The following is a 26,088-nucleotide window of genomic DNA, read 5'->3' as shown; positions in this document are numbered from 1 at the left end:
TCAAATAACTGTAATTACATACAGTATAAATAGATAGCGGCGGGAAGGCAAACCGCCACCCGCCTTCGGCTTATTTCAGCAGCCGCACCTTGCAGCTCTTGCCTTTGATTTTGCCCTGTTGCAGCTGCTGCAGCGCCTTGCGCGCGCTGGCTTTACGGATCGCGACGTAGGCGTGTACCGGGAACATGTCGATCTTGCCCACTTCCGCCGCCGTCAGCCCGGCATCGCCGGTCAGCGCGCCAAGGATATCGCCGGGGCGGATCTTCGCCTTACGGCCGCCATCGATGCACAGCGTCACCATCTCCGCCTCCAGCGAACCGTTGGCGGCCCCGCTCAGCTCGGACACCGGCGCCCAGGCAATGGTCATCTGCAGGTAGTCTTCAATCGCGTGCGCCCGCGCCATTTCCTGCGGCGTGCACAGGCTGATCGCCAGCCCGCTCATGCCGGCGCGGCCGGTACGACCGATACGGTGCACATGCACTTCAGGATCGAACGCCAGTTCGTAGTTAACCACCAGCTCCAGTTCTTTGATGTCCAGCCCGCGTGCGGCAACGTCGGTCGCTACCAACACCCGGCAACTGCGATTGGCGAAACGCACCAACACCTGGTCGCGGTCACGCTGCTCCAGATCGCCATGCAGCGCCAGTGCGCTGATGCCGCGGGCCTCCAGGGCCTCAAGCACCGTTTGGCAATCGCGTTTGGTATTGCAGAACACCACGCAGGACGCAGGTTGATGATAACGAATGGCCGACACCAGCAGCGCCGGGCGCTGATCGCGCGTGGTTTCATAGAAACGCTGTTCGATGGCGGTCTGCGCTTCGTCATCGTCCACTTCGACGCTCTGCGGCTGGCGCTGAACGCGATCGCTGATGCGTTCGATGCCTGCCGGGTAGGTGGCGGAAAACAGCAGCGTCTGACGCTGCGGCGGCGTGTAGCTGATCACATCGTCGATGTCGTCGGCGAAGCCCATATCCAGCATACGGTCGGCCTCATCCAGCACCAGCACCTTCAGCTCGTCCAGCTGCAGCGTTTTCTTGCGCAGGTGCTCCTGAATGCGGCCCGGCGTTCCCACCACGATATGCGGTGCGTGCACCAGCGAATCGAGCTGTGGACCCATAGGTTGGCCGCCGCACAGCGTCAGGATTTTGATGTTTTGCGTGAAGCGCGCCAGGCGGCGCAGTTCTTTGCTCACCTGATCGGCCAGCTCGCGGGTGGGACAGAGCACCAGCGCCTGCGTGGCAACCTGAGCAACGACAATGTTATTCAGCAAACCAATGCCGAACGCCGCCGTTTTACCGCTACCGGTTTTCGCCTTGGCGCGCACGTCTCGCCCTTGCAGGATGGCGGGCAACGCAGCGGCCTGCACCGGCGTCATTTTGGCGTACCCCAGTTCGTTGAGGTTGGCCAACTGTTCGGCTGGCAGAGGCAGGGAAGAAAAAGAAACTGTGCTCACGGCGATAACTCTTATATGACGAATGGAATGGCGGCGCGCCCGCAGGTTGGCGCCGAATCAGCGCTAAATGATAACAGAGATGGGCGGCGTTACGGACAGCGGGCATAAAAAAACCCGCCGGCGGCGGGTTTCTTCGCGGCTCAGTCGTTAAATAGCAACGACGTTGGCTGCGGCTGGGCCACGTTGGCTGTCCTGGATGGAGAACTCAACCTGCTGGCCTTCAGCCAGGGTCTTGAAACCATCGTTAACGATAGCGGAGAAATGAACGAAAACGTCTTTAGAGCCATCGGCAGGTGTAATAAAGCCGAAACCTTTGCTTTCGTTGAACCATTTAACGTGACCAGTGATCTTGCTCATTTGTGTTTCCTTTACTTGATAAACCTGCCTTGACGGCACGAGACGCGAAAACCTTGTGATAAGTAGGCCTTCTTTCGCCGTCGGTTATTAACGCATAATCCCTCATACAGGGCAAATATTTCTGCTTGTTATGAAAACAGTCAGTTAGCAACAAACTTGGCGCTGCGGCTGTGCACGCAATCGTTTTCGTATATACTGCCCGCCGATCATCAATCCGCTTACTTTCACCGATCCAGGTACGAAACTATGTTAACGATTGGAACCGCCCTGCGCCCTTCCGCCACCCGCGTTATGTTGCTCGGCTCCGGGGAGCTGGGTAAAGAAGTCGCCATTGAATGCCAGCGCCTTGGTCTGGAAGTGATCGCCGTCGATCGCTATCCCGACGCCCCCGCCATGCATGTGGCGCACCGCAGCCACGTCATCAATATGCTGGACGGTGACGCGCTGAAAGCCGTTATCGAACAAGAGCGCCCGGACTATATCGTTCCCGAAATCGAAGCAATCGCCACCGCTATGCTGGTCGAGCTTGAACGCCAGGGCCACCGCGTAGTGCCCTGCGCCGAAGCCACCCGCCTGACGATGAACCGTGAAGGCATCCGCCGCCTGGCGGCGGAAGAGCTTGGCCTGCCCACCTCCAGCTACCGCTTTGCCGACAGCGAGGCGACTTTCCGGCAGGCGGTCGAACACATCGGCTACCCGTGCATCGTCAAACCGGTGATGAGTTCTTCCGGCAAGGGGCAAAGCCTGATCCGCACGCCTGAACAACTGCAAAGCGCCTGGGATTACGCCCAACAGGGCGGCCGCGCCGGCGGCGGCCGGGTGATCGTCGAAGGGCTGGTAAGATTCGATTTTGAAATTACGTTGCTGACCATCAGCGCCGTGGACGGCGTGCATTTCTGCGAGCCGATCGGCCATCGTCAGGAGGATGGGGACTATCGCGAATCCTGGCAGCCGCAACTGATGTCGGCGACGGCGCTGAGCCGGGCCCAGGCTATCGCAGAAAAAGTGGTGAAAGCCCTGGGCGGTTTCGGGCTGTTCGGCGTGGAGCTGTTCGTCTGTGGCGACGAAGTGATCTTCAGCGAGGTGTCACCGCGCCCGCACGATACCGGCATAGTCACGTTGATTTCACAGGATCTGTCTGAGTTCGCCCTGCACGTTCGCGCGTTTCTCGGGTTGCCGATCGGCGCCATCCGCCAGTTCGGCCCTTCCGCTTCGGCAGTGATCCTGCCGCAGCTCAACAGCAGCGATGTGCGTTTCAGCGGATTGGAAAATGCGCTGCGCGGGCACAACCAGCTGCGCCTGTTCGGCAAACCGGAGATCGCCGGGCAACGTCGTCTGGGCGTAGCGCTGGCGACGGCGATCACGACGGAACGGGCGGTGGAGCAGGCGAAACAAGCCGCCGCCGCCGTGGCGGTCAACGGCTGAAACTGACGGGGCCGCTTACGCGGCCCCGATAACATCAATAGTCTTCGTCTTCTTCAGCATCGTCATTCCGCGACGCCTCCGGTGCGGCATCATGCTGCTCGTCTTCATCATCCTCATCGAACAGTACCGCAACCTGAGCGCCCTGATGCTTCTCACGAATTTCCTGCGCAACGCGAGCAATGGCTTCGCCGCTGCTCATGCCCTGCTCCATCAGTTGATGGATACGATCCGCCGCTTCCTGCTGCTCCGCGTGACTCAGTAATGGCATACCTGCATGCATGTGTCGTTCTCTCCGGCAAAAGGGAGAAGGAGTATACGCGCTAACGCGGCGGATCCCAACGCCTTGTGCCTCAGGCCGGTTGCGAACAGCCATTATCGCCGCGCCACTGCTTCAGGCGATGCCGCCACAGCATGACATGCCACCCCTGCTTCACGCCGCGCGCATTAGCGAACATCGCTCTGTCGATGCCGCGCTGATAGAACTCTTCGGTAATCTGATTCTGGGCGACCGGATCCGGCTCACGGCGAATGCTGTGGCAAATGCCCAACGCTTCACGGGTGATTTGCCAATGGAAAGCCGGAAGAATGGCAATGCTGCCTGCATAGCGCCGGTTGAGCCGCTCCAGCATTTCGACGATTTTCATATAGTGGCGTTGATAATCCACGTTTGCTTTTCCGGTGCGACGACGATTACTGATCGACTTGTCGTGTACCCGTTGACGGTACAGCGGCGTGCTTAAATATTTGACCCGTTGGGCATTAAACATAACCTCGGTCGTCCAGGGAATATCCTGATGATGTAACCCCGGTTCAAAATAAAGCCGATGCTGGCGGATAAAGTCGAGGCGATATATCGCCAACCATACAACGTGGATAAATTTTCTCGATTTCAATGCACGTTCGAACCACTGTACGCCGCTGATAACGTCAGTGGTCTGTAAACGTGCCTCGGGAAAAATCGGCTGTAATTCGTCTTCGCTGGCAAAATAGCGTTCGCCATTGCATTGCATCACGTCTAATTGGTGCTGTTCCGCCTGTTCCAGCAGCGTAGAATACATGTCCGGCGCCAGCAGATCGTCGGCATCAGGAAACGCCGCGTATTTGCCCCGGGCAACGGCGAGCCCGGCATTGCGCGCGTTAGAAACGCCGGCGTTGGCCTGATCGATGACCCGAATATGCGGATGCGCCGCCGCGTAACGGTGCGCAGTCTCCCCTGAACCGTCGGTAGAACCATCGTTCACGATGATCACTTCCAGGCGTTGCTCGCGTTGGGCCAGCAACGAAGCCAGGAAAGGCTCTAATAATTCTCCTGCATTGTGCATCGGGACGATGACGCTCAGCATTAACGACATAGGCAGCTCTTCAATGTTAATGTAACAAATTAATAATTTTATTTTTTTAAAAAATATCAATCCATTCAGCGCCAGAGAGGAGAAATAAGCCTCAGGCACTCAGATTTCCGCAGCGGACTAAATAAGATTTATCTTGTTTGTCTTTTCATGCTTTCAGCAAGAAAAACGGTGCCCAATACACGGCATCAATTTCACAGAGTGACCCGCGTGACAAAACACAGGCAAAACTTTCCCGCATCACCCGGTTAATCACTATGGGTAACAATAAATTGATGAAATTAACGAATCTCTTTTATATCTCTCGGGTATTGCGCCCTCGATGAATAAACTTACCGTGCATTCGACGTTAAATTTTTAACATACCGAAGTATAATGAATGGCGCAAAAAATGCCTTATTTCTGGTTTATTGAACTGCCGTTTATGTGAACTGTGCTGCATGTCTCGCATGGCAAAACATGCATGCCGTAGCCGTCTATGGCACACTAACGCCCAGACATTGCCGTCTTCACAGCCAGGTTTTTTGACGTTCATGAGCGTAACCGCCCCAAACATAAAGTCTTTGCCCTATAGCCGCAGTGCCCTGTTGACGCTTTTCGCCCCGCTTTCAGCACAGCCCTGGGCGATGTTGCTGCATTCAGGCTTTGCCGATCACTCGCATAACCGCTTCGATATTCTGGTCGCGCAGCCGCGCGTTACGCTCACCACTCAGGGTGCCAGCACGAAAATCGAAAGTGACGGCGTCACTACTCAGTCGAAGGAAGATCCGTTCTCCCTGCTGCAGCAACAGTTGACGGCGCAAGGCTGGCAGCCGGCGTTTAACCCGGATCTGCCGTTTCAGGGCGGTGCTCTGGGACTGTTCGGCTACGATCTCGGGCGCCGGGTAGAAACCCTGCCGCAGTTGGCCGACACTGACCTTACTTTGCCGGATATGGCGGTGGGCATTTATGACTGGGCATTGATCGCCGATCACCGGCTGCAAACCCTGACGCTGCTCAGCTATGGCGACGTGGAGCAGCGCTGGCGCTGGCTCAATAGCCAAACTGCGCCTGCAGAACGCCCTTTCACGCTGCTGAGCGACTGGTGCCCTAATATGAGCCGGCGGCAATACGGCGAAAAGTTCCAACGTATTCAGCGCTACCTGCGCAGCGGCGACTGTTACCAAATTAATCTGGCACAGCGGTTCTCCGCCGACTATCAGGGAGATGAGTGGCAGGCGTTCTGTCGATTGAGCGCCAGCAACCGCGCGCCGTTCTCTGCCTTCCTGCGCCTGCCGCACAACAGCGTACTGAGCGTCTCTCCCGAGCGCTTCCTGTGGCTGGAACAGCAGCGCATTCAAACCCGCCCGATCAAAGGCACGCTGCCGCGGCTGGCGGACGCGGAACAGGACGCCGCGCAGGCTCGTCGGTTGGCCGATTCCCCCAAGGATCGCGCTGAGAATCTGATGATCGTCGATCTGCTGCGCAACGATATCGGCCGCGTCGCCCAGCCTGGCAGCGTACGGGTGCCGGAACTGTTTGCCGTGGAGCCGTTCCCCGCCGTGCATCACCTGGTGAGCACCATTACCGCGATCCTGCCGGACCAGACCTCGGCGGCCGAATTGCTGCGCGCCTGCTTCCCCGGCGGTTCGATCACCGGCGCTCCCAAGGTGCGAGCGATGGAAATCATCGAAGAACTGGAACCGCAGCGCCGCAACGCCTATTGCGGCAGCATCGGATACCTGAGCGCCTGCGGCACCATGGACACCAACATCACTATCCGCACGCTCGTCACCGAAAACGGTCGCATCCACTGCTCCGCAGGCGGCGGTATTGTGGCAGACAGCCAGGAACAGGCGGAATACCAGGAAACCTTCGACAAGGTTGGCCGTATTCTGCCGCAGCTTGGGGAGTGTGCCCTGTCGTGATCCCATCGAATTCACCGACCTCACTGCACGCCTTTATCAGCCGTTTTCAACTGCAGCTGCCCCAGGCGGCGCAGATCTCGCACAATGTGCGCCCGGCGGCGGTGCTGATCCCGATCGTTTGCCGCGCTGAGCCCACCCTGCTATTGACCCGCCGTGCCGATTCGCTGCGCAAACATGCCGGCCAGGTGGCCTTCCCCGGCGGGAAAACCGATGCCGAAGACGGGTCGGCGGTCGTCACGGCGCTGCGAGAAGCGCAGGAAGAAGTGGCGATACCGCCGCACGCGGTGACCGTTCTCGGCCAAATGGCGCCGCTCGACAGCAGCACCGGATTTCAGGTCACGCCCATCGTCGGCCTGATCCCACCGGATGTGCAGTTCCACGCCAATGAGGGCGAAGTGGCGGACGTGTTCGAGATGCCCCTGCGGGAAGCGCTAACCCTGTCGCGTTACTACCCGCTGGATATTCATCGCGCCGGTCATACGCACCGCATTTACCTCTCCTGGTATCACAGCCAGTTTATCTGGGGGCTGACCGCCGCCATTATTCGCCGCCTGGCGCAGCAGGTCAGTATTTAAGCCGCATTGCGTGATCTGACTCGCAATCTGGCATGGCCGTCGGCGTCCGCTGCAGGTAAAGCGATCGAAATCACTTCATTTGATCGCTTTTTCAACTACCGTTCCGGTTGAATGGTTTTAAAAAAACTGTAAACCCTCTCTTAAACCTTACGAAATACCTGTAAAATACCACCGTCCGAGATAAACCACTGTAGAAACAGGGATTAAGCCGGCGGCGTTCAGCACGGAAAGCGGGCGCGATTACCACTAATGGAGCTTGGGCGAAAGCGGATACCCCGCTTAAGGGTTCGCCCCGGGTAATCAGTAAAAAAAGCGACACCACGGATTATTTAATTTCATGCGAAAAAGGCAGCCGAACCCGCACGGCCCTTTTACAATATCGCTGTTCCCTGCGCGGTTTTTAACCGCTGCAGCCATAACAATACGTCTCTTTAAGGAGTTTTAGCGTGATTAGCGTTTTCGACATGTTTAAGATCGGCATCGGCCCGTCCAGCTCTCATACGGTTGGACCGATGAAAGCCGGCAAACAGTTTGTCGACGATCTGGTAAATAAAGGCCTGATGCCTTCTATCACGCGTGTTGCCGTAGACGTTTACGGCTCACTCTCATTGACCGGTAAAGGTCACCATACCGATATCGCTATCATTCTCGGCCTGGCCGGCAATATGCCGGACACCGTCGATATCGATAGCATTCCGGGTTTTATTCGCGATGTAGAACAACGTCAACGCCTGATGCTGGCCAGCGGCCTGCATGAAGTCGATTTCCCACGCGACGGCGGCATGGTCTTCCGCAGCGACAACCTGCCGCTGCATGAGAACGGCATGCAAATCCACGCCTTCGCCGGCGATAAAGAAGTGTACAGCAAGACCTATTACTCCATCGGCGGCGGTTTCATCGTCGACGAGGAGAACTTTGGCAAGGCCGGCGAACAAGAGCTGCAAATGCCTTATCCATTCAACTCCGCGCGCGAAATGCTCGACCACTGCCGCGAGACCGGCCTGTCGCTGTCCGGCATGGTGATGCAGAACGAGTTGGCGCTGCACAGCAAGCAAGAGATCGAGACCTACTTCGGTAACGTCTGGCAAACCATGCGCGCCTGTATCGATCGCGGTCTGAACACCGAAGGCGTGCTGCCTGGGCCGCTGCGCGTACCGCGCCGTGCCTCCGCGCTGCGCCGCATGCTGGTGGCGTCGGACAAACTGTCCAACGATCCGATGAACGTGATCGATTGGGTCAACATGTTCGCGCTGGCGGTGAACGAAGAAAACGCCGCCGGCGGCCGCGTGGTCACCGCGCCAACCAACGGTGCCTGCGGCATCGTGCCTGCGGTGCTGGCTTACTACGATCACTTCATCGAGTCCGTCAGCCCGGATATCTACATCCGTTACTTTATGGCGGCGGGCGCCATCGGCGCGTTGTACAAGATGAACGCGTCCATTTCCGGCGCCGAAGTCGGCTGCCAGGGTGAAGTCGGCGTGGCCTGCTCCATGGCGGCGGCCGGTCTGGCCGAGCTGCTGGGCGGCAGCCCTGAGCAGGTGTGCGTGGCGGCAGAGATCGGCATGGAACACAACCTGGGTCTGACCTGCGACCCGGTCGCCGGCCAGGTACAGGTGCCGTGCATCGAGCGCAACGCCATCGCCTCGGTCAAGGCGATCAACGCCGCCCGTATGGCCCTGCGCCGCACCAGCGAGCCGCGCGTTTCGCTGGATAAGGTGATCGAGACCATGTACGAAACCGGCAAAGACATGAACGCCAAGTATCGAGAAACGTCACGCGGTGGCCTGGCGATCAAGGTGCAATGCGACTGACAGACAACCCCGCCGCCCGGCGGGGTTTTTTATGGGCAATCAATCTATTGCCCCTTTTTAGTGACAATGTCACCGGAAAATATCCTGCATTTTTCTCATCGATCCGGCGGTTAGCCTGCAAATTGGCCTTCTGTTTTACCAAACTGAAATAATTTACTGAGTTACCATCAATCTTGTATAACCTCAGGCTAGAATTAGCCGAGCGCAACTTAAGGAGCTATGGCCTGACTGTGACTCGGAGCTGGATTACCGAACAAGGATTTACCGGATGTTGATGACCCACCTCGCCGCGTCCCGATATCGTTACTACCGTTGGCTGCTGGCCGGAGCGGTGGGCGCGGCTATTCTGTTGGTATCGCTGTATACCCGTTACTATCAAGAGGTCAAAAGCATCGAGCAGAGCCAGCAGACGTTGGCTACCCGCACCGTTGGCAAGATCAACCAGCTGTTAACCCCCGCGCATCTGCAGGCTGAACGCAGTATGGAGATGTTGGAACAACCCTGCGAGAACGTCGCATCGACCCTGCGCTTTCGCGCCGCACAAAACCAGGCGCTGCGCGCCATGCTGCTGGTCAAAAACGGCATTATTTACTGCTCCAGCCTGTTTGGCGCCCGTCATTACCAGCTGAGCGCCGTGCTGCCGATCTTCGTCAACAGCAACGCCAGGCTGGCGTTGCGCCCTTCGTTGGCAGTAAGCAAAGGGCTGCCCACGCTGGTGATGTGGACGCCTTCCCCCCGCGATAACACCAGCGGCGTGCTGCACGTGTTCAATATCGAGCTGCTGTCCAACTTTTTACTCGAGCCGCAAGAGCCTTACGTTCAGCGAGTAGTCCTGAACGTGGCCGACAGCAGCCTGGAATATGGCCGCCGCGAAATCCTGAGCCGCGACACCCTGACCAACGATCTGCGCTACACCGCCGGCTCTGCGCTGTACCCGTTCTCGATTTCACTGTTCGGCCCACAGATCGGCATGTTGGCGCTTTCCGCATTGCCGCGCCATATCCCGCTGGCGCTGTTGATCAGCCTGCTGGCGGCCTATGTGGTCTACCTGCTCACCGCTAACCGCATGAGTCTGTCTTACCACATAGGCCATGCCATCACTCATCGGGAGTTCCGCGTCTACTGTCAGCCTATCATTCACAGTGACACCGGGCGCTGTGCCGGCGTCGAGATGTTGCTGCGTTGGAAAAAGAAGCGACAAGGATGGATCTCGCCCGACGTGTTTATTCCGTTGGCCGAGCAGCATGACCTCATCATTCCGCTCACTCGCTATCTGATGAACACCGTGACGGAAAATCTGCAGCTGTTCCCGCCACGACCGTCCTTCTATATCAGCATTAACGTCGCTGCCGAGCATTTTAAAACGCTCAACATCATCGACGATATCCGCCAGATTTGGCTGCCGGCGCATCCGATGCCCTCATTGATGCTGGAGCTGACCGAACGCACGGCGCTGTCGGCCATCCAGTATGACCAGATTCGCACGCTGAAAGACATGGGGATCATGCTGGCCATCGACGATTTCGGCACCGGCCACAGCTCGCTGAGCTACCTGAAGAACCTCAGCCCGGACGTCTTGAAGATCGATCGCGGGTTTACTGCCGCCATCGGCACCGACGCGGTCAACGCCACGGTGACCGACACCATCATTACGCTGGCGCAGCGCCTGAAGCTGAAACTGGTGGCAGAGGGGGTGGAAACGGAGGAACAGGCCGATTATCTGCGCTCACGCGAGGTCAATGCCCTGCAGGGGTATTATTTCGCCAAGCCGATGCCGATTCATGTTTTCCCGCTGTGGTTGCAACAGTACGAATCGCGCGTCAGGAAAGCGGAAGAAGATCCGCCGGAGGCCTGAGCCCCCGGCGGGAGGGTTACGCGTGCGCCGTCTCATCCAGGGCGACGCGGGTAACGCGCACCAGTTCGATACGGTATTCGGACACCTCAACGATATCGAAACGCAGGTGGTTCAGTTCAATGGCATCTCCCACCACCGGCATCTGTCCGTAGTGGGCCAACAGCAGCCCCGCCAGGGTGGCGTAGTCGGCGGTGGGGCTAACCAGGTCATCGCAGGCCAGCGCCTGTTCCAGCGAGTGCAGATCGGTTCCGCCCTTCACCAGCCAGCCGTCGCCTTCCGCCACGATGTCCGGCGTTTCGTCCTCGTCCGGGAATTCACCGGCAATCGCTTCCAGCACGTCCAGCGGCGTCACCAGCCCCTGCACGACGCCAAATTCATTGGTGACCACCACCAGACGCCCTTTGGCGCGGCGCAGCACCGCCAGCAGTTTGATGACGTCCATGGTTTCCGGCACCACGATCGGCGGCGTGCGGGCGGCGAACTCGGCAATATCTTCACCCTGCTCCAGCGCCACCAGCAGATCCTTGGCGCGTACCACGCCGACGATCTCATCCACCGAATCACGACACACCGGGAACAGACTGTGTGGCGTATCCAGCAGCTGTGCGCGTACCTCTTCGCGGGAGCGCTCGCAATCGACCCAGGAAATGTCGGTACGCGGCGTCATCACGCTGCGCAATGAACGCGAGGCGAGCGTCAACACGCCGCTGATCATATAACGCTCTTCCGCCGCAAAGGTTTCATCCCTCGGCAAGGCGACCGCATCGTCCGTCTGCTGCGTACGCTGCTGCCCCATCAGGCGCATGATCGCTTCCGCGGTGCGCTCGCGCATCGGGCGACGCGCTTGATGCTTGATGAAGTTGCGACGCGCGATCTGGTTGAACAATTCAATCAGGATCGAGAAGCCGATAGCGGCATACAGATAGCCTTTAGGAATGTGCAAACCGAAGCCTTCGGCGATCAGGCTCAGGCCAATCATCAACAGGAAGCTCAGGCACAGCACCACGATGGTCGGGTGCGCGTTGACGAAGTTGGTCAACGGCTTCGACGCCAGCAGCATCACCGCCATCGCAATCACCACCGCCGCCATCATCACCGGCAGATCGTTCACCATACCCACGGCGGTAATCACCGCATCGAGCGAAAACACGGCGTCCAGGATCACGATCTGCACCACCACCGCCCAGAACTTGGCATAACCACGGTTGGCGCCGTCCTGGTGCGTCTGCCCTTCCAGCCGTTCATGCAGCTCCATGGTGGCCTTGAACAGCAGGAACACCCCGCCGAACAGCAGGATCAAATCGCGGCCGGAGAAGCTGAAGTCGCCGGCGCTGAACAGCGGCGTGGTCAGAGTTACCATCCAGGAGATCACCGACAGCAGGCCCAAACGCATCAGCAATGCCAGCGACAGGCCGATGATGCGCGCCTTATCGCGCTGCTTCGGCGGCAGTTTGTCGGCCAAAATGGCGATGAACACCAGGTTGTCGATGCCCAGAACGATTTCCAGCACCACCAGCGTAAGCAACCCCGCCCAAATAGAGGGGTCCATTAAAAATTCCATATCAGACTCCAGAGAAAAGTGGGAATGAGCGCTCGCCGCTCAGACGTGACGATGCCGCCGCTGCATGGGCGCAGTCGACAATAGCAACGTGACGGGATGGGGTTACCGGGAGATGGCCGAAGGGCCGAACAGCATATGCAACGCCAGCAGGTGGCGGGTGAAACCTGGAAAAACAGTAACTTCGGTGACAGTCCATAGGGAGGGCTGAGGCCCTTCACTCCTTAGTGATGAAAGAGGAAATTACTGTATCAGGATTTTTCTGGGGGACAAAGCGGCTTTTTCAACGGCGGTTTAGCATGGCGCCACGCCATATCGTCTGCGAGAGCTAAGATTTCTCCGAGCATTCAATAACGGAGCAGCGTCACAAAAAATATTTTTTCACTCACTAAAATAAATCTCGCGTTCGTGAAGCATCACGCACAGGCGTTTGAAACTGCGTGAGAAATGTTAGGCGTGCGTTTCTTTTTTTCTACCATAATGTATCTGAACCGCGGAAGTGACTGCCAAGATGGCGCGGAGAAACGACACAAACCGCGCCTGGAGTTCAACGAGGAGGTAGCGAGTGGCAATAGCTATTATCATCGGCACACACGGGGCTGCAGCGGAACAACTGCTGAAAACGGCGGAGATGCTATTGGGCGAGCAGGACAACGTCGCCTTTATAGACTTCGTTCCCGGTGAGAATGCCGAAACGTTAATCGTCAAGTACAACGAAAAAATCAGTGGGTTGGATACCAGCGGCGGCGTGCTGTTCCTGGTGGATACCTGGGGCGGCAGCCCGTTCAACGCCGCCAGCCGCATTGCGGTCGATAAAGAAAACTATGAGGTCGTCACCGGGGTCAACATTCCGATGCTGGTGGAAACCTTCATGGCGCGGGACGACAACCCCGCGTTCGATGAACTGGTGGCGCTGGCGTTGGAAACCGGCCGTGAAGGCGTGAAAGCGCTGAAAAAACCGCAGGAAGAACCCGCAAAACCCGCAGTCCCCGTCGCCAAAGCCGCTGCCCCACAGGCACCGCTGGGGCCGAACGACCACATGAAAATCGGCCTGGCGCGCATTGATGACCGCTTAATCCACGGCCAGGTTGCGACCCGCTGGACCAAAGAAACCAACGTCAGCCGCATTATCGTCGTCAGCGATGAAGTCGCCGCCGACCATGTGCGCAAGACCCTGCTGACCCAGGTTGCCCCGCCGGGCGTCACCGCGCACGTGGTGGACGTGGCGAAGGCGATCCGCGTCTGGAACAACCCGAAATACGCCAACGATCGCGTGATGCTGTTATTCACCAACCCGACCGACGTCTGGCGCCTGGTGGAAGGCGGCGTGGAGATTAAATCCGTCAATATCGGCGGCATGGCGTTCCGTCAGGGGAAGACCCAGGTGAACAACGCCGTTTCCGTCGATGAAAAAGATATCGAAGCGTTTAAGAAACTGAACGATCGCGGTATCGAGCTGGAGGTGCGTAAGGTCTCGTCCGACAGCCGGCTAAAAATGATGGACCTGATTAACAAACTCAATTAGTGGCGCCAGCCGCTGATTATTTTACTCAGAGCTTTTTTGGTCATAGGAGAAGTGCAATGGAGATCACCACTCTTCAGATTGTGCTGATATTTATCGTTGCCTGTATCGCCGGGATGGGGTCCGTCCTCGACGAGTTTCAGTTCCACCGTCCGCTGGTCGCCTGTACCCTGATCGGCTTCATTCTCGGCGATATGAAAACCGGCATCATTATCGGCGGTACGCTGGAAATGATCGCCCTGGGCTGGATGAACATCGGTGCGGCAGTCGCGCCGGATGCTGCCCTGGCGTCCATCATCTCGACCATTCTGGTCATCGCCGGCGGGCAAAGCGTCGGCGCCGGTATCGCCCTGGCCATTCCGCTGGCGGCGGCCGGCCAGGTATTGACCATCATCGTGCGTACCCTCACCGTGGCCTTCCAGCACGCGGCGGATAGCGCAGCGGAGCGCGGCAGCCTGCGCGCCATTAGCTGGATCCATGTCGGTGCCCTGCTGCTGCAGGCGATGCGTATTGCCATTCCGGCGGTTATCGTCGCCATCTCGGTGGGTACCGCCGGGGTACACGCCCTGCTCAACTCGATCCCGGAAGTGGTCACCAGCGGCCTGAACATCGCCGGTGGCATGATCGTGGTGGTCGGTTACGCGATGGTGATTAACATGATGCGCGCCGGCTATCTGATGCCGTTCTTCTACCTTGGTTTCGTGACCGCCGCCTTCACCAACTTCAACCTGGTGGCGCTCGGCGTCATCGGCGTGGTGATGGCCGTGCTGTATATCCAGCTCAGTCCGAAATACAACAAGTCTCAGGTTGTACAGGCCGGCCCGGCTAACGCGAACGATCTCGATAACGAACTCGACTAGGAATAGGTGAGAGAAATGGTTGATACAACTGCTCAAAAGAAACTCACGCCGGCCGATATTCGCGGCGTATTCCTGCGCTCGAACCTGTTCCAGGGTTCATGGAACTTCGAACGCATGCAGGCGCTGGGTTTTTGCTTCTCGATGGTGCCGGTGATCCGCCGCCTGTATCCGGAAAACAATGACGATCGCAAACAGGCGATCAAGCGCCACCTTGAGTTCTTCAACACCCACCCTTACGTGGCGGCGCCGGTGCTCGGCGTAACCATGGCGATGGAAGAGCAACGCGCCAACGGCGCGCCGATCGACGACGCCGCAATCAACGGCATCAAGGTCGGTTTGATGGGGCCTTTAGCGGGCGTCGGTGACCCGATCTTCTGGGGCACCGTGCGGCCAGTATTCGCCGCGCTCGGCGCCGGCATCGCCATGAGCGGCAGCCTGCTCGGACCGATCCTGTTCTTCGTGCTGTTCAACCTGGTGCGCCTGCTGACCCGCTACTACGGCGTGGCCTACGGTTACCGTAAAGGGGTGGATATCGTCAACGACATGGGCGGCGGTTTCCTGCAGAAACTGACGGAAGGAGCGTCCATTCTCGGCCTGTTTGTCATGGGGGCGCTGGTCAACAAGTGGACGCACGTGAATATCCCGCTGGTGGTGTCCAAGATCACCGACCAGACCGGGCATACCAACGTCACCACGGTGCAAACCATCCTCGACCAGCTGATGCCGGGCCTGGTGCCGCTGCTGCTGACCTTCGCCTGTATGTGGCTGCTGCGCAAGAAAGTTAACGCGCTGTGGATCATCATCGGCTTCTTCGTCATCGGTATCTTTGGCTATTGGATTGGCCTGCTGGGCCTGTAATCGTTAGAAACGGCCGGGGGGCAACCCCCGGCTTTTTTATGTGTGGAGCAAGAAATGTCACTGACCGACGCCGTACTGATGCTGTTTATCGCCCTGCTGTTGCTGTATTCGCTGTACGACGAATTCGGCATGGATCTGCTGAAAGGCAAAACGCGGCTCAAAGTGCCGCTCAAACGCCGTAACCGCCTCGATAGCCTGATTTTCGTCGGCCTGATCGCCATTCTGATTTACCACAACGTCACCACCAACGGTGCGGTATTAACCACCTATTTGCTTATTTCTTTGGCGCTGCTCGCGATCTATATCTCTTATATTCGCGCCCCAAAAATGGTGTTTAAAGCGCAAGGTTTTTTCTTCGCCAATGTGTTTGTCGAATATAACCGCATTAAAGCCATGAATTTATCGGAGGACGGCATCCTGGCCGTCGACCTGGAACAACGCAGGTTGTTGGTTCAGGTAACGCACCTGGACGACCTGGAGAAGATTTATCATTTTTTCGTTGATAATCAATAAATAAAGAAAAACCCACCCCGTTACTGCTCAAACCCTGCGCTGCTTATGGATAATTAATCGGCAGCGCCATTTCTTTTCTGACTATTATTTCTGCAACATTGTTACCCACGTCTACATTATATTCCCGCATGAACTTAGATTAATGAAAACGAGTCTCAATTAAGAACAAACATTATTCTAGAATAATGTTGTCGGTGGCGGAAATAATATGGTATGGTTGCGCCGTCATTGGGGAGTAGCCGGTTTCTGGAGAATAAAACGCCAGAAACGCCCGTATCAACATACTCGTTTCGCCGTATGAAACGTGGTGCGGGCAGCCAGGTAAGGTTGGCGAGACCATAGACACGTAACTCCGTCGTTTGGTTGGGGGTGGGTTACGTGTATATGGAGCCACCCGGCCGAGGCTATTTCACATGAACCTTTCAGCAACACTCATTCTCGCTTTTGGCATGTCCATGGATGCTTTCGCCGCGTCGATCGGCAAAGGTGCCAGCCTGCATCAACCCCGTTTCCGCGAAGCGATCCGCACCGGCCTGATCTTCGGCGTGGTCGAAGCGATCACCCCGCTCATCGGTTGGGCCATCGGCCTGTTCGCCAGCCAATACATCATGGAATGGGACCACTGGGTCGCCTTCTCGCTGCTGTTCATTCTCGGCATGCGCATGATCGTCGAAGGGGTACGTAACAAGCCCGAGGAAGAAGAGAAGGTCAAACGTCATGGCTTCTGGTTGCTGGTCGCCACCGCCATCGCCACCAGCCTCGACGCGATGGCCATCGGCGTCGGTCTGGCCTTCCTGCAGGTGAACATCGTGCATACCGCGATGGCCATCGGCTGCGCCACCATGATCATGGCGACGCTGGGCATGATGATCGGCCGCTTTATCGGCCCGCTGCTCGGCAAACGCGCCGAGATCCTTGGCGGCGTGGTGCTGATCGGTATCGGCGTCAACATTCTGCTGGAGCACCTCGGCTACCTGGCCTGAGGCGATGACTCTGCAAAAAAACCTGCCGCGGCAGGTTTTTTTGTTTTTGAGTTCAAGGTCCCTTAGGCGCGACGTCGGTACAACGCCAGGACGAAATCCGTCTCGCACACGAACTCGCCGCCCTCGGCCAACCGCTGCTGCACCTCCGGCGTGGCACGCCAGGCGAACGGCGTCATCTGTAACAGATTGGCAGCCTGCTCACCCGGTAGGGTCATCGTATAGGCCAGCGCCTCTTTACGCTCGCAGTCGAATCCGGCGAACTGTTCGTCCTGCTCGGCATGCAGCTGCACCTGTTGGTAGACCTGCTCTTTCAGCTGGTACAGATGGCGCGGGCCCGGCGAAACCGTCACCACCACGCCACCCGGCTTCACTACCCGCGCCAACTCCTCCGCCTTGCAAGGCGCATAAATGCGCAAGACCGCATCCAGCGCCCCGTCGGCGAACGGCAAACGGTGACTGGAGGCGACGCAGAACGAGACCGCCGGATAACGTTTGGCGGCATAGCGGATTGCCACCTTGGCGACGTCTAGCCCATAGACCGCCATATTGCGCGCCTGCGCCAGCCGTGCGGCTACGGCGGCGGTGTAATACCCTTCCCCACAGCCGATGTCCAATAACGCGCCTGCATCGGCTGCCAGCGCCAAATCCAGCCACTCGGCCACCTGCTCTTGCAATGGTTGATAATATCCACCGTCGAGAAACGCACGCCGTGCCTGCATCATTTCCGCGCTGTCTCCCGGCTGTTTCGATCGCTTGTGCTGTACCGGCAGCAGATTGACGTAGCCCTCTTTGGCTTGATCGAACTGATGATTGCCGTCGCAACGCCAGTGTTGTGATGAAAAATGCAGCGGTTGATGACACAGGGGGCATTGATAAGACATGAATGGGCTTCCAGAAAGACAGGGCGCGGCTAGTCTAAAGAAGGCGCCGGTTTGATGCAAGGCGCATCCCCGCTCGCTTTCGCCGCCAACAACGCCTGGCCAAGCGGGGAAAAAGCTGGCTACACTGAGAGTCTGTTTTCTCACGCAGGTGAAAATAACTTATGAGCGATCGTTCCGCGCTGCTCGATGCGGTGCCTCACATTCAGCACGGCTTCGGCAGCAAACTCGCGCTGCTGCCAGGGCATCTGCTGCCCTACAGCGCCACGCTGCCGGAAAAAAAGCAGGTACACGGCACCCGCATCGTCGACGTGCTGCAACCGGCGCAGGCGTGCGGTGAAGCCGATGGTTTCTACACTCGCCAGCCCGGCATTCTGCTCAGCGTACTGACGGCGGACTGTCTGCCGGTGCTGTTCAGCCGCCGCGACGGCAGCGCCATCGCGGCGGTACACGCCGGCTGGCGCGGGCTGCTGGACGGTATTTTGGAACAGATGGCGGCCCGCATTCGCCAGGACGGCGACACCGCCGATTGGGTTGTTTCTATCGGCCCCGCCGCCGGCCCGTGCTGCTACGAAGTCGATGAAGCGCTGGTGGAGAATTTTAAACAGCGCCTGCCGCTGCCCGCCACGCTGATCAGCCCGCATTATCGGCATCTGGATCTGGCCGCGATTGCCGAATACAAGCTGACGGCGCTCGGCTTCGCTGCCGTTGACCGCGCAGGCAGCTGCACTATCTGTACGCCGGATATCGACCCGCAGCGGCCACAGCGCTTCAAATACACCAGCTATCGCCGCAACAGCCATCGGCGCACGCAGGATCCGACGCATCCGGGAATCAAAGGCCGCAACCAGTATGCCGGCATCGTCATCGCCGCCGGATAACGGAAACGAAAAAGCCCGCGCAAAGGCGGGCTTTTTGTACAGCTGACGCTGATTAGATAGCAGTAACGTTTACTGCAGATGGGCCTTTCTGGCCATCTTGGATTTCGAACTCAACGTTCTGGCCTTCAGCCAGGGTTTTGAAGCCGTTACCCTGGATTGCAGAGAAGTGTACGAACACGTCTTTGCTGCCGTCAGCCGGGGTGATGAAACCGAAACCTTTAGACTCGTTGAACCACTTAACTTGACCTTTGATCTTTGCCATCTTGAGTATTTCCTTTGGATTGTTTAAACCGCCCGAGGGCGTTACATAGACAAACTAGAGTCGTTACTGCTTGAGGCACTAAGATAAGGATCGGCAGAGAAGCGGTATTCAACGCTAACGTCTTTACTCAGAACTTCTTTACTGAAAATGCCACACATATACAGAACTGTACCTCGTTTTACCCAGATGCGTTATCACATACTCTGTATGCGATGGCAAGCCATTTTTAATCACTGAACGACATGTCGCACATATTTGAAACGGTCGAGAGCCACATTTGCTTAAATAGGCTAAAAGATGTTGAAGCATCGGCTATTTTCTGCTTGCCAAAACCACCGCGCCAGACCCCGCATTCTGGTGGAGTTTTAACAAAACTTTCATCGTTTTGTCGCATGCCCGTCTCGTCATTTCCGCTTTTTTGCCGCTTATAGCGTTAAAAAATTTGAATCTTTATGGAATTTGATATGCAACATTTGAATATCGATGAACGGGGGCCAATTTATTCATCGCTGCTCCGACCATTTACCGCCGGAAAGCGCATCATCATCAACCTTCAACGCTACCGCCAAACCGCGCGAGCAGGAGCAGCGCCCGGGCGAGCGATGACGCCCCGCCCGGCACAACGGATGCATAAGCATGCAACGCGCTGGTGCATCTCCCGCTGGCCTGTTGTTTCATCATAAATAATCCGAATGCCGTTAACCCCAATAGCCGGAATAATCTTATCCATAAAGAAAGTTCAACGTTGAATTAAATCCTGAAAACAGAGGGGTTATTTGAATCACCACCCATGCTTATCAATTCTGCTAATTACAGCCGCGCTTTCAAACCGTTGGTTTTATTCCGCCCGCTGCGCCGCCGGCTCATTCGTTAACGCAGGCTCCGAGTCCTGTAATGCGATGCGCTCGCCAATCTTCAACGGGTGGAATTGATGCTGTTCCAGCCCCGCCTCGTTCAGCGCCAGGTTCAGCTGCTGTGGCGGTTCGTCCAGCGATTCATCCGCCAGTTCGAATACCCCCCAATGGATGGGAATGGCGCGCGGCTGGTTCAGCTCGCGATACAACGTCACCGACTGCTGCGGATCCATATGCTGCTCCTGCATGAACCAGCGCGGCGCATAGGCGCCAATCGGCAGCGCCGCCACGTCGAACGGCCCCAATCGTTGACCGATCTCCGCCAGTCGTTCCGAATAACCGCTGTCGCCGGAAAAATAAAACCGCAGCGCCGGATGATGGATCACCCACCCGCACCACAGCGAGCGATTGCGATCCCACAGCGTGCGCATGCTCCAGTGCCGCGCCGGGGTGGCGTAGACCGTCAGTTCGCCCAATGACAGGCTCTGCCACCAGTCCAGTTCATGCACCTTCAGCCGATAGCGGCGGAACCAGCGCTTCAATCCCAGCGGCACGACGAACTCGGCCAGCGGGAAGCGTCGCGCCAATTGCCGCACCGTGCGCCTGTCGAGGTGGTCATAATGGTTATGGGAGATCAGCACCGCATCCACCGCCGGCAATTGCTCCACCGTCAGCGGCGCCGGCGTTCTGCGCTTCGGGCCGTAAAAGCTCAGGGGCGAGGCGCGCTCGGACAACACCGGATCGATCAGGATATAGCGGCCGCTCAGCCGCAGCAGCATAGAGGCATGCCCCAGCCACCAGATGCTGTCATCGCTGCCGCTAAGATCGGCGGGTTGCCACCAGCGTTCGGTAAATTGCGCGTACCCCTGCTGCGGCGGCTTGGGCAGCCCCTGCCGCTTGCGTTCATCCTGCCAACGCTGCAGGTCGCCCTCCTGCCGCCGCGAAGGTTCCGGGTTGCGAAACCCCTCCGGCGTGTGATGCGCCTTGGCCGCGTCGTAATAACGATTGATTCTCTTCATCCAGTCCCTTCTCCTGACCGCTGCGCCCCCTGCGCGGGCGTGACTTTCAGTGTAACAAATCCGATGAAGCTCGCACTTCATCAGCCGTGCGCTGCATTGCGGGACCTTTTGCCGTATGCTGGTGTCTCACTCCGGTGAGACTGCCAGGGCCGCCAAGAGCCCGTTAAGACTCTCTTAAGATCTTTGTGATTGACTTGTAGGGCATACAGAAAAGGAGAAGTTATGAGTCGTTCTACATCCCGCAAATCAGGCTCAAGCCTGGGGCGCCGTATTCGCAGCGCGCTGCTGGCGCAGAAGCAATACTGGAAAATGTATTTCGCCATGAAGCTGCGCCGTCTGCGCGTACCGGCGCCACTGGTCCTGCTGGGCGGTTCGCTGCTCGGGTTTTTCATGCTGACCCTGCTGATGCTCAGCGTGGTGGCCATCGATGTGATCAGCACGTTGCTGCTGCTGTGCCGGAAACTGCTGGGGCGGGGTCACGCTGAGGGACGCGCCTTTATGCCGCGCGGCTGACGAGAAAAACGCGGAGGCGCAGACTACGCCTCCGCTGCATACCGTTTAGCGCTTGGCGCCTTTACGGCGCGTCAGCATAAACCCGCACCACAGCACCGCAATCCACACCGGCATCAGCAACACCGAAATGCGGATCCCTTCGCTGAAATACATAATCACCAGAATCAGGCCGAGGAACGCCAGGCACAGGTAGTTGCCGTACGGATACCACAGCGCCTTAAAGCTGGGAATGACGCCCTGACGGTTCTTGGCAGCGCGGAATTTCAGGTGTGCCAGGCAGATCATCACCCAGTTGATCACCAACGTTGAAACCACCAGCGCCATCAGCAGCTCAAACGCCTTACCGGGCATCAGGTAGTTAATCAGCACGCCGATCGAGGTAATCAACGCCGACAGCGCGATGGACAGCACCGGCACGCCGCGTTTATTCACACGCGTCAGCGCCTGCGGCGCGTTGCCCTGGCTGGCCAGCCCGAACAGCATGCGGCTGTTGGCGTAAACGCCGCTGTTGTAGACCGACAGCGCGGCGGTCAATACCACCACATTGAGCACGGTCGCCACCAGATTGCTGTTCAGCGCATGGAAGATCAACACGAACGGGCTGCCGCCCTCCACTACTTGCCCCCACGGATAGAGCGACAGCAGCACGGTCAGCGAGCCGATATAGAAGATCAGAATGCGGTACACCACCTGATTGGTGGCTTTGGGAATGCTGCGACGCGGGTCGGCGGCTTCCGCCGCGGTGATGCCGACCATTTCCAGCCCGCCGAACGAAAACATGATGACCGCCATCGCCATCACCAGCCCGGAGAAGCCGTGCGGCATAAAGCCGCCCTGCTGCCACAGGTTGGTGATGCTGGCCTGTGGGCCACCGTTGCCGCTGGCCAACAGCCAGGCACCGAACACGATCATGCCGACAATCGCCACCACTTTGATGATGGCGAACCAGAACTCGGTTTCGCCGTACAGGCGCACGTTCACCAGGTTAATCAGGTTGATCAGCACGAAAAACAGCGCGGCGGAGGCCCAGGTGGGGATTTCCGGCCACCAGTACTGAATGTAGATGCCGACGGCGGTCAATTCCGCCATACCGACCAAAATGAACATTGCCCAGTAGTTCCAGCCGGAAAGGAAACCGGCGAAATCGCCCCAATATTTATAGGCAAAGTGGCTGAAAGATCCGGCGACCGGCTCTTCAACCACCATTTCGCCCAGCTGGCGCATGATTAAAAACGCGATAAAGCCGCCGATGGCGTAGCCCAACAGCACGGCGGGGCCGGCCATTTTGATGGTTTGCGCAATGCCGAGAAATAAACCGGTACCGATGGCGCCCCCGAGGGCAATAAGCTGTATGTGTCTGTTTTTTAAACCGCGTTTTAGCGGGGTATCCTGATGCTGACCGCCCATCTCATCCTCATATGGCATACACCCTTGCCGTTATCGGCCAAGATTTCACCAATCAATAAATGTATCTGCGGGCGGCTTTTTAACACTTAACCCCGTGAGCATCAAGGAGAAGCGCCCCTAGACGACAGGCCGGAGCGCGATTTTTTTACCGTGAGAAAGCGGATAAGGCAGCGTTTAGCCAGGCATTCCGCACAGTTTGGTCAGGTTGCGCGCGCCGATCATCAGCGTGGCGACATAAGATTGGCTACGCGTGACCACTTCCACCGCCACGCGATCGTTTTGATATTTTATCAGGTAGGTCGAGGGCCAGCCCTGACGGCGCTGGCCGAAGCTTTCGGCATGACGATCGATCGCCGCATGGGCAATCACCAGATGAGACAAGTTTTTATCACCTTTGATAATGCGCTTCATAAACAGCCTCCGCCAACGACAGCTCTGTTATTAGAAAAAGGAGAAACTCTTACCAATCACCGGTATTGTTCGAATCAGTTAGCCTGCCGGCTCATCAGAAAGCAGATCATCGCCGCGCGCAGCGGGCTGGCGCTGTCCGCCTGCCATTCACCGCCCTGGGTGCTCATGCGCGCCTGCCATTGCGGGCTGTCGCTTTGGTTATCGGGGTTAAGACTGATTTTGTTGGCGCAAATGATCGGCCAGGCATCGGAGGGATTCTTGCAGTAATCTTTACCTTTCACGCCACCGTAGGGATACCACTTGTCCGGGTTCTCTCCGGTCAGCAGCGCGATGCTGCGGTTCACTTCGGCATCGCTTTCTTCGTACCATTTAATCATCGGCTTTATCCATCTTTCGTAAGGTTCGCGCTACATTACGATGTCTGTACGACAGTTTTATGACAGCGTCGCCGGTTTTCACATTATCTCTACTAATGCTTTGCCCTCTTTATCTTTCCCCAGCGCCTGCGTACACTTTTCCCTCTGTTCAACGCCCTGGGAATGCATGCATGTTGACTGGCCTCAATCACCTGACGCTTGCCGTCAGCGATCTCGATCGCAGCTTCGAATTTTATCGTCATCTGTTGGGGTTTACCCCGCACGCCCGCTGGCAAGACGGCGCTTATCTTTCGTTGGGAGCGTTGTGGCTGTGTCTGTCGCGGGATGAGGCCCGGGCGCAGCAAAGCGCGCGCGATTACACCCATTACGCCTTCAGCGCAGCGCCGGAGCACATTGAGCAGGTCAGCGCGCGGCTGCGCCAGAACGGCGTCAAAGAGTGGAAGAGCAATCGCAGCGAAGGCGAATCGTTCTATTTTCTCGATCCTGACGGACACCAGTTGGAGATCCATGTCGGCGATCTGGCCAGCCGCCTGGCGGCATGCCGGGAAAAACCGTATCAGGGAATGGTGTTTTACTGAGGCACTCCGGCGGCGCTGCCGCCGGCCGGAGCATCATGCTCAACGTTCGGGGATAAAACCTTTGAAATCCAGCGCGGGGCTGAGATCGTCGTCGTCAGCAGCATCGCCGCCATCAGCGCGAGCGCGGTGCGCCAGACGTTTCAACAGCGCCGTTTGTTGGCGTTGTTGCTCGGCAATCTCCTGCAGCAGACGAATCTGCTCGTTGGCGCGCACGCTGGCGCGGTTCACCAGAAACCAAACCCACAGCCCGGCCAGTAACGCCACGGCGGCGAGGGCCAGCGACAACAGGCCGTTCTGGCCAAAACCTAAATCGTACATGGACAACCCTATCTACTGCGACATTCAGGCCGCCATCTTAACACTCGCGACGGCCGTGCGAACATCCCTGCCAAAAATTGCTTACCAGGGCACGAAGCGCGTTACCGAGCAGATGCCCAGCGCAAAGTTTCCGCCATCGTCGCAATAACTGTCCAGCGCCAACAGGTAGAAAAACAGGCAGGCAGCGACGGCCGTCATTATCACGAGGATTTTTTTTCGCAACAAATTTAGCAGCCTCATTGTTATCTGGGTAATCTATCGCGCATGTTATCACAGCGAAGTTAAACGAAGTTTAACTTGTCGTTTAGATTTCTGGCTATCGTCCGGTTTTCAGACTGTTACCCTTGTCGTCGCGCGCCGGTCATGGCTAGATGAACCCTCAGGGATAATGAGGAAGCGCAATGAGCAGATTGATTAAGTGGGTAGTGGTGTTGGCGGTCTTTTACGGTGGGTTTTTGATCTCGGGCTACGGCGTGCTGATAGGCAGCAACAAGAACGTTGGCGGGTTGGGATTGCAGTGCAAATACCTGACGGCGCGCAATGTGGCGATCGCCCAGTACGTCAATGGCGACAACGGTTTCATCGGCGTAGCCGACTGCCCGCTGTTCAAGAAAATCGAAACGGTGGTGGATTAACCGCCACCGTCCGACGCCGCCGCTCTGCGGCGGCCCCGCCTCAGCTGCGGGTGAACTTCAACTCGATCAGCGCAATCGCCTTGTCAATCGCCCGGCGGGTCACCGGATCGGCGCCTGCAGGATGCGTGGAGAAATCGATGCTTTTAAGCTGACCCGCCATCTTGTCGCGCACTTCGGTCGGCGCAATCACGTCGATAACGTCCAGAATCTGTTTGATGACCAGTTGGCAAGCGACCAGATCGGAAGCCAGTTCCTGCTCGTTGCTCAGCATGTCAGACATAATAACTTTTCCTCTTGATTCAAACGCCGCACAGAATAGCACGCCGCCTGCACCATTGCCCGCTCTCCCCGCCTTTTTCCCCCTTCTGCGCACCGCCAGGCAAAAGCCCGTGGTGGATTAGCCTATACTTGCAGCATGACGGTGGCAAAAGCCACCCGTAAGCCACAACCAACAGGAGAAAGTTATGGCGAATCACAATGTGAAATCCTGGGCGACAGTGCGTGAAACTTCGGTGGAAATCGCCGAAGCTATTTTTGAACTGGCAGGGAACGACGAAGTGTTGGCACAGAAGATCTGGGAAGAAGGCAGCGACGAAGCGCTGGAGAAGGCCTTTGCCAAAACCACCGCCGATCAGCTTTATTGGGGAGAGGAAACCGTCGAGCGCAAAAACGTTTGAGTGGCTACACAACAAAAAGCCCGGGTTTCTGACCCAGGCTTTCCCGATTAGCGATCGCCCCGCTCAGCGGCGCGCAATGTCTCTTGCTCTCACGGTTCTTCACCTCCCACACCTTCCGCATTTTTCATGCTCATCACCGGCATCGCCATAAAAGCGCCGACGCCCACGATTACAACCAGAGTAATAATCACTGTCATTAACATGCGATCACCCCATCAACGTTGAGTTGTTACGGCTGACTCTGCTTTGGCG

The 26,088-nt window shown here is 57.5% G+C and carries 31 protein-coding genes and 1 riboswitch; of the genes, 15 read left to right on the top strand and 16 right to left on the bottom strand.

Features of this window, described 5'->3' with window-relative positions:
- Positions 1–70 precede the first annotated feature (70 nt).
- Both dbpA and cspE (FHU12_RS07120) read right to left on the bottom strand, forming a co-directional pair.
- Entirely contained in the window at positions 71–1,453 is a 1,383-nt protein-coding gene (dbpA, locus tag FHU12_RS07125) for an ATP-dependent RNA helicase DbpA (RefSeq protein WP_141968332.1), read from the bottom strand.
- A 147-nt stretch (positions 1,454–1,600) separates the two neighbouring features.
- Positions 1,601–1,810, bottom strand: coding sequence for a transcription antiterminator/RNA stability regulator CspE (gene cspE / locus FHU12_RS07120; protein WP_141968330.1), 210 nt, complete (start codon positions 1,808–1,810; stop codon positions 1,601–1,603).
- 246 nt (positions 1,811–2,056) lie between these two features.
- Between cspE (FHU12_RS07120) and purT the strand changes: the two genes are divergently transcribed.
- The gene (purT, locus tag FHU12_RS07115) at positions 2,057–3,235 is read left to right on the top strand and encodes a formate-dependent phosphoribosylglycinamide formyltransferase (RefSeq protein WP_141968328.1); all 1,179 of its coding nucleotides are present in this window, start codon (positions 2,057–2,059) and stop codon (positions 3,233–3,235) included.
- Positions 3,236–3,269: 34 nt separating this feature from the next.
- Here purT and FHU12_RS07110 read toward each other — a convergent pair whose 3' ends face one another.
- Entirely contained in the window at positions 3,270–3,515 is a 246-nt protein-coding gene (locus FHU12_RS07110; protein ID WP_185742284.1) for a YoaH family protein, read from the bottom strand.
- A 70-nt stretch (positions 3,516–3,585) separates the two neighbouring features.
- The gene (locus FHU12_RS07105; RefSeq protein ID WP_141968324.1) at positions 3,586–4,587 is read right to left on the bottom strand and encodes a glycosyltransferase; all 1,002 of its coding nucleotides are present in this window, start codon (positions 4,585–4,587) and stop codon (positions 3,586–3,588) included.
- A 530-nt stretch (positions 4,588–5,117) separates the two neighbouring features.
- Here FHU12_RS07105 and pabB point away from each other — a divergent pair.
- From pabB to FHU12_RS07085, 4 genes are all read left to right on the top strand, one after another.
- Entirely contained in the window at positions 5,118–6,491 is a 1,374-nt protein-coding gene (gene pabB / locus FHU12_RS07100; RefSeq protein ID WP_141968322.1) for an aminodeoxychorismate synthase component 1, read from the top strand.
- On the top strand, positions 6,488–7,066 hold the full coding sequence (locus FHU12_RS07095) for a CoA pyrophosphatase (protein ID WP_141968319.1): 579 nt from the start codon (positions 6,488–6,490) through the stop codon (positions 7,064–7,066). Before pabB ends, FHU12_RS07095 begins: the two co-directional genes overlap by 4 nt.
- A gap of 446 nt (positions 7,067–7,512) precedes the next feature.
- Positions 7,513–8,877 (top strand): L-serine ammonia-lyase, encoded by a 1,365-nt coding sequence (gene sdaA / locus FHU12_RS07090; protein ID WP_141968317.1) that lies wholly within the window; start codon positions 7,513–7,515, stop codon positions 8,875–8,877.
- A gap of 268 nt (positions 8,878–9,145) precedes the next feature.
- Entirely contained in the window at positions 9,146–10,732 is a 1,587-nt protein-coding gene (locus FHU12_RS07085; protein ID WP_141968315.1) for an EAL domain-containing protein, read from the top strand.
- Positions 10,733–10,748: 16 nt separating this feature from the next.
- On the opposite strand, the gene FHU12_RS07080 is transcribed toward FHU12_RS07085, so the two are convergent.
- Entirely contained in the window at positions 10,749–12,293 is a 1,545-nt protein-coding gene (locus tag FHU12_RS07080; protein WP_141968313.1) for a TerC family protein, read from the bottom strand.
- 562 nt (positions 12,294–12,855) lie between these two features.
- Between FHU12_RS07080 and manX the strand changes: the two genes are divergently transcribed.
- From manX to mntP, 5 genes are all read left to right on the top strand, one after another.
- Positions 12,856–13,815 carry a PTS mannose transporter subunit IIAB gene (manX, locus tag FHU12_RS07075; protein ID WP_141968310.1) on the top strand — a complete coding sequence of 320 codons (960 nt, stop codon included), beginning with the start codon at positions 12,856–12,858 and terminating at the stop codon, positions 13,813–13,815.
- A 56-nt stretch (positions 13,816–13,871) separates the two neighbouring features.
- Positions 13,872–14,672, top strand: coding sequence for a PTS mannose/fructose/sorbose transporter subunit IIC (locus FHU12_RS07070; RefSeq protein ID WP_015378156.1), 801 nt, complete (start codon positions 13,872–13,874; stop codon positions 14,670–14,672).
- Between the two features lie 15 nt (positions 14,673–14,687).
- Positions 14,688–15,530: a PTS mannose transporter subunit IID gene (locus FHU12_RS07065; RefSeq protein WP_015378157.1), complete on the top strand. Its 843-nt coding sequence runs from the start codon at positions 14,688–14,690 to the stop codon at positions 15,528–15,530.
- A 54-nt stretch (positions 15,531–15,584) separates the two neighbouring features.
- A complete protein-coding gene (locus FHU12_RS07060; RefSeq protein ID WP_141968308.1) occupies positions 15,585–16,043 on the top strand; it encodes a DUF986 family protein in 459 nt (152 codons plus the stop codon).
- Positions 16,044–16,261: 218 nt separating this feature from the next.
- Positions 16,262–16,445, top strand: a riboswitch (yybP-ykoY riboswitch).
- Positions 16,446–16,456: 11 nt separating this feature from the next.
- Positions 16,457–17,026: a manganese efflux pump MntP gene (gene mntP, locus FHU12_RS07055; protein ID WP_141968306.1), complete on the top strand. Its 570-nt coding sequence runs from the start codon at positions 16,457–16,459 to the stop codon at positions 17,024–17,026.
- Between the two features lie 62 nt (positions 17,027–17,088).
- On the opposite strand, the gene rlmA is transcribed toward mntP, so the two are convergent.
- Positions 17,089–17,907 (bottom strand): 23S rRNA (guanine(745)-N(1))-methyltransferase, encoded by an 819-nt coding sequence (gene rlmA, locus FHU12_RS07050; protein WP_141968304.1) that lies wholly within the window; start codon positions 17,905–17,907, stop codon positions 17,089–17,091.
- A 161-nt stretch (positions 17,908–18,068) separates the two neighbouring features.
- Here rlmA and pgeF point away from each other — a divergent pair, with 161 nt between their 5' ends.
- A complete protein-coding gene (gene pgeF, locus FHU12_RS07045; protein ID WP_141968302.1) occupies positions 18,069–18,785 on the top strand; it encodes a peptidoglycan editing factor PgeF in 717 nt (238 codons plus the stop codon).
- A 52-nt stretch (positions 18,786–18,837) separates the two neighbouring features.
- Here pgeF and cspE (FHU12_RS07040) read toward each other — a convergent pair whose 3' ends face one another.
- The 4 genes from cspE (FHU12_RS07040) to FHU12_RS07030 form a co-directional block, all read right to left on the bottom strand.
- Positions 18,838–19,047 carry a transcription antiterminator/RNA stability regulator CspE gene (gene cspE / locus FHU12_RS07040; protein WP_002221949.1) on the bottom strand — a complete coding sequence of 70 codons (210 nt, stop codon included), beginning with the start codon at positions 19,045–19,047 and terminating at the stop codon, positions 18,838–18,840.
- Positions 19,048–19,088: 41 nt separating this feature from the next.
- Positions 19,089–19,205 (bottom strand): DUF2627 domain-containing protein, encoded by a 117-nt coding sequence (locus FHU12_RS07035; protein ID WP_002211058.1) that lies wholly within the window; start codon positions 19,203–19,205, stop codon positions 19,089–19,091.
- 68 nt (positions 19,206–19,273) lie between these two features.
- Positions 19,274–19,441: a hypothetical protein gene (locus FHU12_RS27105; protein ID WP_185742283.1), complete on the bottom strand. Its 168-nt coding sequence runs from the start codon at positions 19,439–19,441 to the stop codon at positions 19,274–19,276.
- A 444-nt stretch (positions 19,442–19,885) separates the two neighbouring features.
- A complete protein-coding gene (locus FHU12_RS07030) occupies positions 19,886–20,920 on the bottom strand; it encodes an MBL fold metallo-hydrolase (protein WP_141968300.1) in 1,035 nt (344 codons plus the stop codon).
- Positions 20,921–21,142: 222 nt separating this feature from the next.
- Between FHU12_RS07030 and FHU12_RS07025 the strand changes: the two genes are divergently transcribed.
- The gene (locus tag FHU12_RS07025) at positions 21,143–21,433 is read left to right on the top strand and encodes a hypothetical protein (protein ID WP_025303165.1); all 291 of its coding nucleotides are present in this window, start codon (positions 21,143–21,145) and stop codon (positions 21,431–21,433) included.
- A 45-nt stretch (positions 21,434–21,478) separates the two neighbouring features.
- Here FHU12_RS07025 and FHU12_RS07020 read toward each other — a convergent pair whose 3' ends face one another.
- From FHU12_RS07020 to FHU12_RS07010, 3 genes are all read right to left on the bottom strand, one after another.
- A complete protein-coding gene (locus FHU12_RS07020) occupies positions 21,479–22,840 on the bottom strand; it encodes an amino acid permease (RefSeq protein ID WP_025303166.1) in 1,362 nt (453 codons plus the stop codon).
- A gap of 174 nt (positions 22,841–23,014) precedes the next feature.
- The gene (locus FHU12_RS07015) at positions 23,015–23,251 is read right to left on the bottom strand and encodes a DUF4060 family protein (RefSeq protein WP_004927680.1); all 237 of its coding nucleotides are present in this window, start codon (positions 23,249–23,251) and stop codon (positions 23,015–23,017) included.
- Between the two features lie 74 nt (positions 23,252–23,325).
- Positions 23,326–23,628, bottom strand: a complete 303-nt coding sequence (locus FHU12_RS07010) for a phage protein NinX family protein (protein ID WP_004927682.1) — start codon at positions 23,626–23,628, stop codon at positions 23,326–23,328.
- 170 nt (positions 23,629–23,798) lie between these two features.
- On the opposite strand from FHU12_RS07010, the gene fos reads away from it, so the two are divergent.
- Complete coding sequence (gene fos / locus FHU12_RS07005; RefSeq protein ID WP_141968298.1) at positions 23,799–24,206, top strand: fosfomycin resistance glutathione transferase; 408 nt, start codon at positions 23,799–23,801, stop codon at positions 24,204–24,206.
- 39 nt (positions 24,207–24,245) lie between these two features.
- Here the strand turns inward: fos and FHU12_RS07000 are convergent, their stop codons facing one another.
- Both FHU12_RS07000 and mgrB read right to left on the bottom strand, forming a co-directional pair.
- Entirely contained in the window at positions 24,246–24,524 is a 279-nt protein-coding gene (locus FHU12_RS07000; protein WP_141968296.1) for a YebO family protein, read from the bottom strand.
- An 81-nt stretch (positions 24,525–24,605) separates the two neighbouring features.
- Entirely contained in the window at positions 24,606–24,749 is a 144-nt protein-coding gene (gene mgrB, locus FHU12_RS06995) for a PhoP/PhoQ regulatory lipoprotein MgrB (RefSeq protein WP_016927395.1), read from the bottom strand.
- 176 nt (positions 24,750–24,925) lie between these two features.
- Here mgrB and FHU12_RS06990 point away from each other — a divergent pair, with 176 nt between their 5' ends.
- Positions 24,926–25,159, top strand: coding sequence for a YobH family protein (locus tag FHU12_RS06990; RefSeq protein WP_141968294.1), 234 nt, complete (start codon positions 24,926–24,928; stop codon positions 25,157–25,159).
- 40 nt (positions 25,160–25,199) lie between these two features.
- Here the strand turns inward: FHU12_RS06990 and FHU12_RS06985 are convergent, their stop codons facing one another.
- Entirely contained in the window at positions 25,200–25,439 is a 240-nt protein-coding gene (locus FHU12_RS06985) for a DUF2766 family protein (protein ID WP_141968292.1), read from the bottom strand.
- A 184-nt stretch (positions 25,440–25,623) separates the two neighbouring features.
- Here FHU12_RS06985 and FHU12_RS06980 point away from each other — a divergent pair, with 184 nt between their 5' ends.
- The gene (locus tag FHU12_RS06980) at positions 25,624–25,836 is read left to right on the top strand and encodes a YccJ family protein (RefSeq protein ID WP_004927694.1); all 213 of its coding nucleotides are present in this window, start codon (positions 25,624–25,626) and stop codon (positions 25,834–25,836) included.
- Positions 25,837–26,088 lie beyond the last annotated feature (252 nt).

The organism is Serratia marcescens, assembly GCF_006715005.1.
Taxonomy (GTDB): Bacteria; Pseudomonadota; Gammaproteobacteria; order Enterobacterales; family Enterobacteriaceae; genus Serratia; species Serratia montpellierensis.
The sequence above is the reverse complement of the archived record's forward strand: the minus strand, read 5'-3'. Positions and strand labels throughout refer to the sequence as shown.